Here is a 14452-nt window from a genome sequence, read left to right on the forward strand (position 1 = left end):
CGAACTCATCCCAGGACTGGCTGCGCAAGCCTTCCGTATCGATACCCTTTTCCCTGAGATAGCGGATCGACAGCGGGTGTACCTCGCCACTGGGCTGGCTGCCGGCACTGAACGCCTGGATGCGCCCACGTCCCAGATGATTGGTGATCGCCTCGCTCAGGATGCTGCGGCAGCGATTGTGGGTACAGATATACAGAATCTTCATTCATCCATCTCCAGGGATATTTTCAGCAACAGGTCGGGCGATCGGGCATCGCCTTCAAGTTGTTTTGCAGTAAGGTTAATCGCTCGGGCTCGGCATTGGCCGCCGCGTTACACGCGGTCACCGCCCAGGCGGGCAGTTGCGGGTGAATGGCGTAGTAGACCCACTGGCCACGCCGGGTATCCTGCAGCAAGCCGCAGTTGCGCAACGTCGCCAGGTGGCGGGAGATCTTCGGCTGGGACTCCCCCAGCGCTGCCACCAGCTCACACACACACAGCTCGCCCTCCGCCTGCATCAGCATCACCAGCTGCAGGCGGGTCTCATCCGCAAGACACTTGAACAATTGCACCGGAGTCATCACACCGCCTCCCAGTCATGGGGTTGAGTTGCCGGCATTATATATGGATATGCATATATGTAAATTTACCAGCACGTTATCACGGTCTCCGGCTGGTACAATTCCCATCACCGCGATTACTCCCCAGCAAAGGTGCAAAGTGTCCGACTGGTTTGTCTACCTGATCCGTACCCGCTCCGGCAGCCTCTATACCGGCATTACCCGGGACGTGGCGCGCCGATTCGAGGAGCACAGTAGCGGCGGCCCCAAAGCGGCCAAGGCGCTGCGCGGGCGCGGGCCGCTGACACTGGAATTCCAGCAGATGGTGACAGGAAAATCGGAAGCGCTGAAGCTGGAGCTTGCGATCAAGAAATGGCCCAAGGCGCGCAAGGAGGCTTTGATTGCAGGTGACCTGGCCCTGCCTGCTCCCGAGCTGGCGTAAGCGGCAAGGCTGACTGTTTCCGCCTGCCCTGCCGCTTCGGCCACCCGATCAGTCCAGAATGATGTGCGGCAGGAAACGGGAGGAATCCTTGGTAATCAGGGTCGCGTCCTCACGAATGCAGATGCCCGCCGCGCTATCCCCCACCACCCAGCTTCCAACCATGGTGTAGGCATCCGCATTGCGATATTCATCGCGGAATTTTGGCAGTGCATGAAATGCCTGGCGGATGTAGCGCCCATCGGCATAGGGACCGGCGGCGGAAATCTGCTCGCCACCCGTGGTGATCAGATCCACGTTGGCGCCCTCGCGGGAGAACAGAGGTTTGCGCACCCAACCGGCAGCCATGGGTTCGCTGTTTGGGGTTTCAAAAAACGCCGGCAGTAGGTTTGGATGATCGGGATAGCGCGCCCACAGCAGCGGCAGAATGCCCTTGTTGGACAACAGCATTTTCCACGCGGGCTCGACCATCTGGGTATTGCCGTCGGTAACGGCGCGGGCAAATTCTTCCTGTACCATGAATTCCCACGGATACAGTTTGAACAGCCCTCTTATTGGCTCGCCATCCAGGTCGACAAACTGCTGACTCCCATCTTTTGCATCGCCAATAACGCCGATATCTTCCAGCGCGATATAGCGCACATTCTTTCCTGCCTGCGCAGCGACATCCATCAGATAATTGACGGTGCCACGGTCTTCGGCGTTGTCGCGTACGCTGGTGAAATAGAAAGGGGTCGGCAATTCCAGCTGGATAAACGCCTGCTCAATCTTGTCCTGCAGGGAATTGAACTGGTCCGCGCGCCCGGGCAAGGCGCCGTTGCGGATCTGCTCTTCCAGCCATACCCACTGGAAAAAACCGGTTTCAAACAGCGATGTCGGAGTGTCGTAATTGAGCTCGAGCAATTTCGCGGGGCCGGTGCCGTCGTACACCAGATCCATGCGGCCATACAGATGCGGCTCGCCACTATTCCAAGAGTTCCACACATAGCTCCAGTAATCGCGCGGAATATTGAGCTGTGTGAGCATTTCCTCACTGCGGGTGATATCCCCCACCATGTCCATCACCATCTGGTGCAGCTCTTCGGTGGGCGCCTCCAGATCTTCCTCAATCTGCTGCAGACTGAATTGGTAATAGGCGGTTTCATCCCAGTAGGGCTCACCGTCGAAGGTGTGAAAGTCGAACCCGACCTCTTCGGCATACGCGCGCCAGTTAGCGCGCTCGGCAATATTGATGCGCTGCACAGGTTAGCTACCAAAACTGCTGCGAGTGGCAGCCTGCTGCCCGAAGCCGCCGCGGCGCACCAACCTGCCGGCCTGGGGCTTGACCTGTGAAGGCTTGAAGGAGACGGGGCCAACGCCTTTTGCCACCGGGGTATTGGTAGCGGTACGGAATGTTTCGCGGTCATCACGGGATTTATACAGGGGCTGGGAAGGCACACTGGTGCCCGCGCCGGCGGCGGTGGGTTGCTGCATATTCGCCCCACCCGGTTGCTGCGTATTCGCACCCCCGCGATTCATCATCTGCCCGGCGAGATACCCCATCATCATCGGCATAAAGAAGCTGCCACCGGACGCGGTCTGCTGTGGCGCGGTCTCACACTTGCCTTCCCCGAAATCCGCTTCGCACTCCTGCTTGTTTACGTATTTCGGTGCGACCTGCGGATGCAGTGCCTTGGCCGTTGCGTAATCGGCTTCGCACTGCTCAGCGCTATTCCATCCACCGGTACTGCACTCATCCGGATTGTTGTACACCATGCCCTGCACTTCTTTTTCACAACCGGCGATCAGTAGTGTGGCGACAGGAACCGTCAATACCAGAGCGGCTTTTTTACTGCGTTTCATCGTTTGCTTCCTGTAAAAATTAATAGCTCATACATGCGGCGTTGATCAGGCCGACGGCAATGGCAACCGTCGCGGCAAAAATCCCGGAAGCCATCTCTCCTTTGTCAATGCGCTCGGACAGTTGCTTGAGCACCACACGTAACACCACAAACGTGAGAACTTGCACAATCAGTGCAACAGCACCCCAGACCGCACAATCCAGCAGGGACAGGGAATTGGTAATTGCGCTGGAGAGCGGCAGTGCAAAACCGATTATCGCCCCGCCAAACGCCAACGCCGCCGCGGAATTGTTTGCGCGGATCAACGCCATCTCTGCGTGCGGCGTCATCCAGGTATAAATACGCACGAAGATGAGCACCAGGACTATCGCCACGGCGAAATAGGCGAGGAAAGGGGGGATACCGTTTAACGATGACAGTGTAGTGGCAAGCATGACCGAATCCTTGATGGGTGAGCAGGCAATAGCGAATAAAAAAACCGCCGGATTCTGACACAAAACAGGGAGCGGCTCTATCTGGCCATCCCTGCTGATACAATGCCCGCCACAGCAGTCTTTCCCGCCACCCCACCCTATTTAAGGTACCCCATGGAACTTACCCTCACCCTGCTTCTGGTGTTGTTTGCCGTCGCCATGCTGGCGGGCTGGGTGGATACACTCGCCGGCGGTGGCGGATTGCTGACCCTGCCGGCACTGCTGCTTACGGGTGTGCCGCCGGTAACGGCGCTCGCCACCAATAAAAGCCAGGCGGTCATCGGCACCCTGACCGCGACCGCCACCCTGTTTGCCAAGGGGCACCTGCGCGAGCGCAGCCTGATTCTGCCGGTTGCCACCGCAGCTCTCGGTGCGGCACTGGGTACCTGGTTGATCCAGCGCGTCGACACCAGCTGGCTCAGCTGGGCAATCCCGGTTCTGCTGCTCGCTGTGGCCGTGTATGTCTGGCTGACACCGCATATGGGCAAAAGTGACAGTCACCCCAGACTGAGTGAAAAGCAGTGGGCGTGCACCTGTGCCCCGGCGGTCGGGTTTTATGACGGCGCCTTCGGGCCGGGCACCGGTACATTTTTCGCCGCTGCAGGTGTGGCCTTTCGCGGCCAGACACTGTTGACCGCCACCATTCGCGCCAAGCTGTTCAACCTGACCACCAATGTGGTTTCCGTTGCGCTGTTTGCCGCCGCGGGCAAGGTGGTCTGGACCATCGCAGCCACCATGATGGCGGGGCAGGTGATCGGGGCCTTTATCGGCAGTCACACCATGCTCGCGGGCGGCACCCGGCTGATACGTCCACTGGTGATCACCATGTGTGTGCTGATGTCCCTGAGCCAGATTGCCCAGCGCCTGGATCTGTTGAATCTGAACTAACCCGCAGACCATCCTCTGGTATTGAGAATCATGCCGGGCATAGCCCCGCCGCTGGTGGTATTCTTGCGCGCTCGACAGAAAGCAAACTGAATCGGTATGTATTACTCACTTGGCGACTTGTTCTGGCTGTTCCTGCTGATACTGGCAGCCTGGTATTTTTGGGCCGGCATGGCTGCCAAGGACCGGGTGCGTCGCATAGTAAAGGCGCACTGCGCGGAGACCGGGGTGCAGCTGCTGGACGACACCGTAATGCTGTCCCGTACCCGTCTGAAACGGGACAAAAGCGGCCAGGTGCGACTGCTGCGCCAGTACGAGTTCGAATTCACCTCCACCGGCGAGCGCCGCTACAGCGGTATCGCGGTGCTGCACGGGCAGCGGGTCACCCAGATCCAGCTTTCGCCCTTTCATATGGCCTGACGACCGCGCACCCGGCCCGACTTTCCCTTCAGGAACCTCCATCAGGAACATTCATGCAGAAAGGTATCTACCGTCACTACAAGGGCAATCTTTATCATTTGATGGAAATCGCCACCCACAGTGAAACCGGGGAACAACTGGCGATCTACCGTGCTCTGTATGATGATTTCGGCGTATGGGCACGCCCGCTGGCGATGTTCGCGGAAACCATTGAAAAAGACGGGGTGACAATACCCCGCTTCGCGCTGGAAAAGCCGCTGAACTGAACGCGCCTTAACTGAACGTCCCTTTACAGACTCGGCTCCGACACAACAAGGTCCCAGTGACCACACAATAAGGACAACAGGTGAACAACAAGCAGATCCTGATTTACGGCGCCTACGGCTATACCGGCGAGCTGATAGCCCGCAAGGCAGTGGCCAGGGGCCTGAAACCCATTCTGTCCGGTCGCAGTGCGGCCAAGCTGCAGCCTCTGGCCAATGAGCTGGGGCTCGCCGCCATCGCCGTCAGTCTCGACGACGAAGACGTGCTGGCGCGCACCCTGCGCGATGTGGCCGTGGTCATCCACTGCGCCGGCCCGTTCTCCGCTACCGCAGAACCGATGATGCGCGCCTGTATCAAAAGCGGCACCCACTACCAGGACATCACCGGCGAGATGGCGGTGTACCAGCAGGCGCATACGCTGGATGCCGAGGCGAAGGCCGCAGGTGTGGTGCTCTGCCCGGGCACCGGCTTTGACGTAATCCCCACCGACTGCCTGGCCATGGCGCTGCACAAGGCCATGACCAGCGCCACCCACCTGACCCTGGGGTTCGACTCTGACTCCGGTCTCAGCCCGGGCACCGCCAAGACCTCCATCGAGAGCCTGGGTGTGGGCGGCGCGGTGCGCCGCAACGGCAAGATCGAGGTGATCCCCCACGGCGCACTGACGCGCCAGATCAACTTCGGCCGCGGCGAAAAGTTTGCCGTCGCCATCCCCTGGGGTGATGTGGCCACCGCCTATTACTCCACCGAGATTCCGAACATCGAGGTGTACATCCCCATGAGCCCGCGGCGGGCAAAGAAGATGCAGGGGCTGAACAAGTTCCGCTGGCTGCTGCGCATGCAGTGGATGCAGAAGTGGCTGAAGGGCAAGGTGGACAAGAGTGTGCGCGGGCCCACCGAAAACCAGCGCGCCGAGCAGAAAACCTGGGTGTGGGGAGAGGTGCGCAACGACCGCCGCGGTGAGCGCCGGGTGGGCCGTGTGGTCACTGCCAACGGCTATGACGTCACGGTGTACGGCTCACTGGCGGTGCTGGAGTTCCTGCTCGCCTACCAGGGCCCGGGCGGTTACTTCACGCCTTCGAAACTCTGCGGGGCCGAGCTGGTGGAAAAGCTTCCCGGCTCAGGCGCCATCAAGATCGGAATAGACTGATAGCGGGATTGTCGTTCCGGCAGATTTCACGGACCTGACACAATTCGTTCAAGTCCGCGCAACATTGGCTTCGTACTTTTACTGCATGCGAAGCCTACCTATCACACTGAAAACGGTCGATGTCTCCCTGGTTCTGCGCATGGCAGAGCGGGCGACGCGACCGGCATCGCGCAGGAACTACCTGCTGCTGTCCCGCTCCGCCGACGGCTGGCTGTACCTGCTATCGCCACTGCTGGTGGCGATCATCGACACGGTGGCAGCGCTCGAGTTTCTCTACACCTGCGGCGCGGCCTTCGCGGTTGAGCGCTCGCTCTACTGGACCATCAAGAACACCACCAAGCGCAACCGCCCGCCGGAAGCCATCCCGGGACTGCGCTCAATCATCGTTGCCAACGACCGCTTCAGCCTGCCTTCCGGCCACACCTCCGGCGCCTTCCTGTTCGTGACTATGCTGAGCCAATGCCTGAATCCGCTGTGGGCACTGGGTTACTTCTGGGCTGCGGGCGTGGGTACCTCCCGTGTGGGACTCGGCGTGCACTTCCCCACCGACGTGTGCGCCGGCGCGCTGCTCGGCACCTGTGTGGGCTTTGCGCTCAGCGGCGCACTGCTGTAAGCGGTCATTCCAATAATTATCTTTCCTCGGCTCTACGGAGAAGCACCTTGAAAATACTCTACGGCGTTCAGGGCACCGGCAACGGCCATATCTCCCGCGCGCGCGCTATGGCCGAGGCCTTCCGGCAGTTTCCGGGGCTGGAAGTCCAGTGGCTGTTCAGCGGCCGTCCACCGGAAAAGCTGTTTGCCATGGAGGCTTTCGGCGATTACTGGTGGCGCGAGGGCCTGACCTTTGTGCACAAAGAGGGAAAGATCGACCAGATCGCCACCGCAAAGCAGCTGAACATCAGCCGTTTGTTGCAAGACATCCGCGAACTGCCGGTGCTGGATTTCGACCTGGTGATCAGCGATTTCGAACCGGTCACCGCCTGGGCCGCGAAGAAGCGCAACTGCCCGAGCCTGGGGCTCGGTCACCAGTACGCGTTCAACTTCGCCATCCCCGCTCCGCGATTTGGCTGGAGCGCGCGTGCAATCATGAAAATGTTTGCGCCGGTGCAGGTGAGCCTCGGGATGCACTGGCACCACTTCGGCCACCCGATATTGCCACCGATCGCGCAAGCGCACGCAAACGCCGATACCGCGCAACAGGATCACGTGCTGGTTTACCTGCCGTTTGAACACGCGGAGCCTCTGCTACACCAGCTGGCGCAACTACCTCACGCCTTTATCGTGTACGGATTACCCACAGAACTGCCAGCGGCGGACAACATCGTGCTTAAGGCGCCCTCGGTGGAAGGCTTCCGCGCGGATGTGGCCAGTGCGCGCGCGGTGATCTGCAACAGCGGTTTTGAATTGATCGCGGAAACCCTCACTCAGGGCAAACCCATCCTGTCGCGTCCGCTCAAAGGCCAGTTCGAACAGGAGGCCAATGCCATGGCCCTCACGCAGCTGCAACTGGCCAGGGTAGTGGAAAACATGGACGCCCTCACCATCGGCCGCTGGCTACAGGAGCAGCCCCGCGGGGTACATATCGACTGGCCGGATGTGGCGAATACCATCGTGCAGTGGATTGCCGATGGCCGCAGCGAGAGCCAGCAACAGCTGTCATCACGCCTGTGGGCCAACGTCATCCCCGGCCGCACGGGTGCCGGCAGAAAAGGCAACGCAGCCCCTCGCCCCACCCCGCCGGCACAGGACATAGACGGCATCAAGGGCGGCGAGAGCACCTGAAAAGCGGCAGTCCGTTACCGGCAGTGGTCGCTGCCCTTCAAATTCATCAGTGGCCATTACCTGATAAGTCATTGCCGGCACTACCTCCACTCCCTACCCTGACCCGCTTGCTATAAAACAGAGACGGAGTGGTTATGAGCGAGCAGTATCTGGTAGATCGGGATATCGAGTTCCTGCTGTACGAATTTCTCGACACCGAGGCCCTGCTGCAGCGCCCCCGCTACCGCGAACACTCCCGGGAAGTGTTCAACGCGACTCTGGATACCGCAAAAACCATCGCAGGAAAATACTTCGCCAATCACTACGCCAAGGGCGACGCCTGCGAGCCCTCCTTCGACGGCGAAAAAGTCACCCTGATCGACGAAACCCACAAGGCCTGGAACGCTTTTGCCGAGGCCGGCTTTCTCGCCGCCCACTATGATTTCGAAGAAGGCGGCATGCAGCTGCCGGAAGTGATCCTGCGCAGCGCCATGGCCTATATCAATGCTGCCAACGTGGGCACCGCGGCCTATCCGTTTCTCACCCTGGGCGCAGCCAACCTGGTGCACAGTTTCGCCAGCGACGAACTGAAAGAAATCTATCTGCCGCCGATGATGGACGGCCGCTACGCCGGCACCATGGCCTTGACCGAACCGGACCAGGGCTCGGCACTTGCGGATATCCGCACCACCGCGACGCCAGCGGAAGATGGCAGCTACCGTCTGCGCGGACAGAAAATGTTTATCTCCGGCGGCGACCAGTCCCTCACGGAAAATATCGTGCACATGGTGCTGGCGCGCATCAAGGATGCGCCAGCCGGTGTCAAAGGTATTTCCCTGTTCCTGGTGCCGAAATTTATCCCCGCTGGCGACGGCGGCGAGCCCAGCCGTAACGACGTGCAACTCGCAGGGCTGCTGCACAAGATGGGCTACCGCAATGCCACGTCTACGGTCATGAGTTTTGGTGAAAACGGCGGTGCGACCGGCTACCTGATCGGCGAACCCCACAAGGGCCTGAGCTACATGTTCCAGCTGATGAACGAGGCCCGCATTGGCGTCGGTACAGGCGCCGCGGTACTGGGCTACCGCGGTTACCAGCACGCGCTGCAGTATGCGAAAGAACGCCCCCAGGGCCGTCTGCCCTCCAACCGCGATCCGCAGTCAAAGCAGGTCCCCATCATCCAGCACGCGGATGTGCGGCGCATGTTGCTGATGCAGAAAAGCTATGTGGAAGGCGGTCTCGCACTCTGCCTGTACGCCTCGTCCCTGTTCGAGGATGCCCACAGTGGGGAAACCGAAAGCGAGCGGCAACAGGCCGCAGAGCTGCTGGATCTGCTCACCCCCATCGTCAAATCCTGGCCATCCAAGTACTGCCTCAAGGCCAACGATCTGGCGATCCAGGTGCTCGGCGGTTCCGGCTATATCCGCGAGTACCCCCTGGAGCAGCTGTACCGCGACAATCGCCTGAACCCGATCCACGAGGGCACCGAGGGCATTCAGGCCATGGACCTGCTGGGGCGCAAGGTGCCGGCGAAAGGGCTCGCGGGTTACCAGATCCTCGCCGGGGAAATCGGCAAAACCATCGCCGCCTGCGGCGGGGACACAAAGCTGCAAGCGCTGGCACAGTGTCTGGGCGACAGCCTCAGCCGCCTCAACAGCACCACCGAAAATCTGCTCGGTCAAATGGCGGCGGACGCCGATCTTGGCCTCGCCAACGCTTCACTGTATCTCGACGCCTTCGGCCGCGTGGTGGTGAGCTGGATCTGGCTGCGCCAGGCCCTGGTCGCATCGCAGAAGCTCAATACAGAGAATGCGCTCGTTGAGGAAGAGGAGAATTTCTACCGCGGCAAACTGCACGCCGCGCGTTTCTATATCCAGTGGGAATTGCCGGAAATCGGCCCACAGCTGGCGCTGCTGGAAGCGGGTAACCGCGTGCCGTTTGATATGCAGCGGGACTGGTTCTGACCCGACGTCGCCGGATAACAGCCATTAAAAAAGGGACTGAGATTTCAGTCCCTTTTTCTTATGGAAAATACCCTGGCTGATGATCTACAGGTTCGAGATCTCGATCATCATCGCCGTGTACATTTTCAGGTTCAGACGCAGCTGGTCCACGGTGATAAATTCGTGTTCTGAATGGCCGGTGTAGGCCTTCTCCGGCATGGACGGACCGAAGCTCACCGCGTTGGGCAGCAGCTTGGCATTGGTGGAACCACCGATGGCCACCGGACCAGCGTCTTTCATACCGGTGAAGTGACGGAACACCTGCAGCAACGGCTCCACCTGCGGGGCATTGTCCGCGCGGTAGGGCTCGCCCAGATGCACGCCCACATCGGCCATCTGGATACCGGTCTTCTTCTGCCAGTCGTCAATGGCGCTGTGGATCTGAGTGTCCAGCAGCTCGGCAGTTTTGCCGGTGGGGCGGCGCAGGTTGAGGTGGCTGGTTAGCCCCTTGTCATCGGCCTTTACCATGGTCAGGGCGCCGGTCATCGGCCCCATAAAGTCATCGCTGTAGGCAATTTCACCGAACTGCTCGGCGACGATACCGGTGCCGATCAGGTCGTTGATATAGCGCACCATGGAGCCGGCGGCATTGGCGGGCCAAGCGTAGTTACCCAGTGCGTCTGCCAGGAAGGCAATCGCGTTGATACCGTGCTGCGGCTCGGAACTGTGGGTGGCCACGCCGCGGGCGGTGATTTCCAGCACGCCATCCTTTTGCGCGAACTCGAATTTCACCTGCGGGTGCGCTGCAGCGCGTGCGCGGATCGCCTGCTCCAGTGCGGCAGTCGGGTTGACGATGCTGGCGTGCGCCTCGTCGGGCACCTGGCTGCGAAAGTAGCCGCCGTGGAAATCGCTCAGGTAAGGCTTGTTCCTGTCGGCCACCGCTGCCTCGGCAAAGGTGGTGCGTACTTCACTCCAGCCTTTTTCCGCGGTCACCACCGGGTAATCGGCATCGATGGTGATGTTGTAGGCGGGCATATCATAGTCTTTCAGGAAAGCCTCCAACGGACCCCAGTCGGACTCCTCGCCCAGGTAGACGATCAGCTCCACGCGCCGCTGCATCGGCACGCCCTTGTCCTTGATGGCCTTCATCGCGTAGAGGGCGGTGGCAATCGGCCCCTTGTCGTCCTCGCTGCCGCGGGCGATCAGCTTGCCCGGCTCGCTGGTGCGGTCCAGTTCAAACGGGCTTTTCTGCCACTTGTCTGGATTGGCCGGCTGCACATCGCCGTGGGTGACAATCCCGATCTTCTCCTCACCCTGGCCCAGCGCAACGATCACCACATAGCCGTGATCATGGCACTCCAGCCCCAGCACCTCGGCCTTGCCGCACAGAGCGCGCTTGAAACCGGTGAACTCGGGGTTCTTTTCCAGTGGCAGGTCTTCCCGCGCCACGGTCTTGAAACGCACCAGCTCTGCGAGGGTGTCGGTCATCGCCGTCTCGTAGCGGTCCACCGCATAGTCCGCGGTGTTCTGTGCCACCGGCGAGACATTCGCCACCGCGGCCAGCGGGCAGAGCAACAGCGGAGCCGCAATCCGCGCAATATTGGATCGGAATTTCACAGGGCACTCCATAGATCACAAGGAAAGGGACCGCGGGCAAGCGGTCAGGGAAAGCGCGTATTGTACCGCGCCACCAGCGCCAATTCCCGCCTGCAGCGGTGCGGCGACCGTCAGCTGCGATCTAACGAAGGTCGCGGCCAACATGCACTGGCGAAACAGGACCAGAAACTACAGCTGCTGGCGCGCTTGCTCGCGCTTAAGGTGCGCCACCGCTTCCTGCATCGTCGCCACCCAGTAGCGGTCCGGGTGTGCCGCCAGATGATCCAGCAGCGCCTGGTGGGCCTCGGAAGATACGGTGATGTAATCACCACCCACGCCGTGGAACATAAATCCCACCAGGCTGCGGTTTTCCCGCGCCGCTTCCACAACGGCGATCAGTTCTTCTGCGGTTTTCTCTGCACCGTCGAAGGACGCCACACGGTAAAAGTCGTCATCACTTACCTGGTGCTGGCCGTCAGTGGAAAACAGCCGAGCCGCGGGCACCAGTTTTTTCAGTTCCGGAATCACGTCCTCGCCGCCCGCGGTCATATCGCCGCACGGATAGGCGAAGGTGTGTTGTTCGCGGCCATCGATCGCCTTGAGCATGTTGTTGGTGGCCTGTACTTCGTCCACAAACTGCTCCAGGGTGTACTCATCCAGGTCCTGCCAGGGCTTGACCCAGCTGCGATTGGACAGGGATTTGCGGCAGGGGTGGTAGAGCATGTGGTTGCCCAGCTCATGCCCGTGCTGGGCGGCACGGCGCCATTCGTGCAGGCGCATACGGATGGAGGGACGCGCACCACTCAGATAAAAGGTGCCGGGCAACTTGAGTTCGTTCAGCTGTGGAATGGCAATGTCGAGGTGGGAATCCAGAGCGTCATCGTAAGTGAGTACCACCGCCACTTCCGCGCCGCCGGGCCAGGGAGAGGTTGGCGTTGGGGCCGTTTCCGCGGCTAGCGCGGATGCAGTAATCGCGAGCGCAGGCAATGCGCTTGTGAAAAGCTTCCTGAATGGTCGAAAAAACATAAAACATCCCTATTTTATTTTTGCGTTTTTATGTCGCTACAGCGCAACCCGCAGGGTGAGACCTCCAAGATCTGCATCATCCCGTTCAGGCGGGGGCACTATGGCAATCCTGCCGTGGTAACTCTCCACAATATCCACCACCACCGCAAGCCCGATGCCCTGCCCCTGCTGTTGCTGATCCGCGCGCACGCCGCGCTGGACCACCTGTCGCCACTGCTCCTCGGTGAGTCCGGGACCGTTGTCGGCGATGATCATTTCCAGCCCGCGCTGATCGGCGGTGTTGGCAATTTTTGCCAGCAGCTTGCCGCCGCCGTATTTGTAACCGTTGTCCAGCAGGTTGCCGAGCATTTCCATCAGGTCGCCCTCGTCGCCGTAGAACAGCACCGAGTCGTCGCACAGTAGCTCCGCGTCCACGTGCTTGTCGCGATAGACCTTGTCCAGTGCGGTGAGAAGTTTCTCGGCAATAGGCTGCACCGCCACACCACGCAGGATGGATTTGGGGGAACCGGCCACCGCGCGCTTCAACTGGTAACTGATGATGGCGTCCATGCGCTGCACCTGCTCCGCCAGTGCCATCTGTGCGGACTGAGGATCGGAAGCCAGGTCCATGCCTTTCAACACCGCCAGCGGGGTTTTCAGGCTGTGGGCGAGATCGCCGAGGGTGTGGCGGGTTTTCTCCCGCTGGCGGCGCTCGTTCTCGATCAGCAGGTTGAGGTTGTCGGTGAGCGGTACCAGCTCCCGCGGGAAATTGCCCCGCAAGGTGTCACTGCCGCCCTGCTGCATTTCTTTCAGTGCGCGAGTCACACCGCGTAGCGGCGCCAATCCCCAGCGCAGCACCAGCAATTGCACCGCGATCAGCGCCAGCGCACCGATACCCAGCCAGCGCCACAAGGTATCACTGAACTGTTTGACTTGGGCGTGCAGCGGCGCCGCATCTTCCAGAATGACAAAGGTGAATAGCAGCTCCCTGTCCTCTAGTGCCCAGGCGATGCCCTGGCGAAAACTGTTGTATTGGTTATCGAGTCCCGGCAAGCGGATCTCCGCAAATGCCTGTTGCCCCTGGCGCAGGGGCAGCGGCAGCGGCATGGTGGAAAAATTGGGCAGACTGAGGGCGGATTGGGAGCGCCAGATCACCCGGCCACGGGAGTCCATCACCGCGCCGATCAGGCCGGAATCCGGCTGGTTGAAGCGCTGCTCGCGAAGATCGAATGGCAGGTACAGACTGTCGCCATCCGGCTCCGCCACCACCAGCATGGTATAGATATACGCCTGCAGCTCGCGCGCCTTGGCTTCATCCAGGGAGGTGCGGTAGGCCCGCTCGAGCACACCCGAGAGCACCACCAGAAACACCAGCAGTACCAGGGTGGCCATCAGCGAGAGACGGCCCGACAGGGAATGCAGCCAGCGAGTAAGCAATGATTCAGCTCACCGCAGAAAAACGATAGCCGCGCCCGCGAAGGGTCTCGATGGGTTTCACCCCGCCGGCGGCGTCCAGCTTCTTGCGCAGGCGGCCGATAAACACCTCGATCACGTTGCTGTCGCGGTCGCAGTCCTGCTCGTAGATATGTTCGGTAAGGGTGGTTTTCGACACCACTTCATCCGGGTGCAGCATCAGGTACTCGAGCACCTTGTACTCGAAAGAAGTGAGTTCCAACTCGCTGCCGGAGACCTTAACCCGCTGGGCACTGGTGTCCAGCTCGATGGGACCGGCATTGATGGTGGGAGAGGAAAACCCCGCGGAGCGGCGCACCAGCGCATTCAACCGCGCCAGCAGTTCCTCGGTGTGGAACGGCTTGGTGAGATAGTCGTCGCCGCCCGCCTCCAGGCCGCGCACGCGCTCCTGCCAGTGGCCGCGAGCGGTGAGAATCAGGATCGGAAAATGACGCCCTTCCTTGCGCAGGGTTTCGATCACGGCAATACCGTCAACTTTCGGCAGGCCGAGGTCCATTACCGCCACGTCGTAGGGGTATTCGCGCCCGAGGTACAGCGCCTCTTCGCCGTCCGGGGCTTCGTCCACGGTGTAACCGGCCTTGCGCAGGGATATCGCCAGCTGTTCCCGCAGGGCGAATTCGTCTTCCACCAGCAGTGCGCGCATAAAAATTCCTCTATTGCTTT

17 protein-coding genes are annotated in these 14452 nt (G+C 60.6%); 8 read left to right on the plus strand and 9 right to left on the minus strand.

Annotation, left to right across the window (positions count from 1 at the left end; all coding sequences use genetic code 11):
- Window positions 1–205 (minus strand): arsenate reductase/protein-tyrosine-phosphatase family protein (locus tag VIL80_RS12665; protein ID WP_527250115.1); only part of this gene is annotated, 205 nt, incomplete at its 3' end.
- A gap of 22 nt (window positions 206–227) precedes the next feature.
- On the minus strand, window positions 228–560 hold the full coding sequence (locus VIL80_RS12670; RefSeq protein ID WP_332036491.1) for a metalloregulator ArsR/SmtB family transcription factor: 333 nt from the start codon (window positions 558–560) through the stop codon (window positions 228–230).
- A gap of 139 nt (window positions 561–699) precedes the next feature.
- Between VIL80_RS12670 and VIL80_RS12675 the strand changes: the two genes are divergently transcribed.
- Window positions 700–981, plus strand: coding sequence for a GIY-YIG nuclease family protein (locus tag VIL80_RS12675; RefSeq protein WP_332036462.1), 282 nt, complete (start codon window positions 700–702; stop codon window positions 979–981).
- A 48-nt stretch (window positions 982–1029) separates the two neighbouring features.
- On the opposite strand, the gene VIL80_RS12680 is transcribed toward VIL80_RS12675, so the two are convergent.
- From VIL80_RS12680 to VIL80_RS12690, 3 genes are read right to left on the minus strand one after another with little or no spacing between them, the layout of a single operon-like run.
- Window positions 1030–2220 carry a glutathionylspermidine synthase family protein gene (locus VIL80_RS12680; RefSeq protein WP_332036463.1) on the minus strand — a complete coding sequence of 397 codons (1191 nt, stop codon included), beginning with the start codon at window positions 2218–2220 and terminating at the stop codon, window positions 1030–1032.
- A 3-nt stretch (window positions 2221–2223) separates the two neighbouring features.
- A complete protein-coding gene (locus tag VIL80_RS12685; RefSeq protein ID WP_332036464.1) occupies window positions 2224–2820 on the minus strand; it encodes a DUF1190 domain-containing protein in 597 nt (198 codons plus the stop codon).
- A gap of 19 nt (window positions 2821–2839) precedes the next feature.
- Window positions 2840–3253, minus strand: a complete 414-nt coding sequence (locus tag VIL80_RS12690; protein ID WP_332036465.1) for a DUF350 domain-containing protein — start codon at window positions 3251–3253, stop codon at window positions 2840–2842.
- A gap of 153 nt (window positions 3254–3406) precedes the next feature.
- Between VIL80_RS12690 and VIL80_RS12695 the strand changes: the two genes are divergently transcribed.
- From VIL80_RS12695 to VIL80_RS12725, 7 genes are all read left to right on the plus strand, one after another.
- Entirely contained in the window at window positions 3407–4180 is a 774-nt protein-coding gene (locus VIL80_RS12695; protein WP_332036466.1) for a TSUP family transporter, read from the plus strand.
- A 96-nt stretch (window positions 4181–4276) separates the two neighbouring features.
- The gene (locus VIL80_RS12700) at window positions 4277–4597 is read left to right on the plus strand and encodes a DUF3301 domain-containing protein (protein WP_332036467.1); all 321 of its coding nucleotides are present in this window, start codon (window positions 4277–4279) and stop codon (window positions 4595–4597) included.
- A 53-nt stretch (window positions 4598–4650) separates the two neighbouring features.
- Window positions 4651–4863 carry a DUF1653 domain-containing protein gene (locus tag VIL80_RS12705; protein WP_332036468.1) on the plus strand — a complete coding sequence of 71 codons (213 nt, stop codon included), beginning with the start codon at window positions 4651–4653 and terminating at the stop codon, window positions 4861–4863.
- Between the two features lie 80 nt (window positions 4864–4943).
- On the plus strand, window positions 4944–6011 hold the full coding sequence (locus VIL80_RS12710; RefSeq protein ID WP_332036469.1) for a saccharopine dehydrogenase family protein: 1068 nt from the start codon (window positions 4944–4946) through the stop codon (window positions 6009–6011).
- Between the two features lie 85 nt (window positions 6012–6096).
- Complete coding sequence (locus tag VIL80_RS12715; protein ID WP_332036470.1) at window positions 6097–6624, plus strand: phosphatase PAP2 family protein; 528 nt, start codon at window positions 6097–6099, stop codon at window positions 6622–6624.
- A gap of 47 nt (window positions 6625–6671) precedes the next feature.
- A complete protein-coding gene (locus tag VIL80_RS12720) occupies window positions 6672–7793 on the plus strand; it encodes an MJ1255/VC2487 family glycosyltransferase (protein WP_332036471.1) in 1122 nt (373 codons plus the stop codon).
- A 134-nt stretch (window positions 7794–7927) separates the two neighbouring features.
- The gene (locus VIL80_RS12725; RefSeq protein ID WP_332036472.1) at window positions 7928–9736 is read left to right on the plus strand and encodes an acyl-CoA dehydrogenase; all 1809 of its coding nucleotides are present in this window, start codon (window positions 7928–7930) and stop codon (window positions 9734–9736) included.
- Between the two features lie 84 nt (window positions 9737–9820).
- On the opposite strand, the gene VIL80_RS12730 is transcribed toward VIL80_RS12725, so the two are convergent.
- From VIL80_RS12730 to VIL80_RS12745, 4 genes are all read right to left on the minus strand, one after another.
- Entirely contained in the window at window positions 9821–11332 is a 1512-nt protein-coding gene (locus VIL80_RS12730; protein WP_332036473.1) for a dipeptidase, read from the minus strand.
- Window positions 11333–11500: 168 nt separating this feature from the next.
- Window positions 11501–12214, minus strand: a complete 714-nt coding sequence (locus VIL80_RS12735; protein ID WP_332036474.1) for a polysaccharide deacetylase family protein — start codon at window positions 12212–12214, stop codon at window positions 11501–11503.
- Window positions 12215–12373: 159 nt separating this feature from the next.
- Window positions 12374–13753 (minus strand): ATP-binding protein, encoded by a 1380-nt coding sequence (locus VIL80_RS12740; protein WP_332036475.1) that lies wholly within the window; start codon window positions 13751–13753, stop codon window positions 12374–12376.
- Between the two features lie 4 nt (window positions 13754–13757).
- Window positions 13758–14432, minus strand: a complete 675-nt coding sequence (locus VIL80_RS12745) for a response regulator transcription factor (protein WP_332036476.1) — start codon at window positions 14430–14432, stop codon at window positions 13758–13760.
- Window positions 14433–14452 lie beyond the last annotated feature (20 nt).

Source organism: Microbulbifer sp., assembly GCF_036563125.1.
Taxonomy (GTDB): domain Bacteria; phylum Pseudomonadota; class Gammaproteobacteria; order Pseudomonadales; family Cellvibrionaceae; genus Microbulbifer.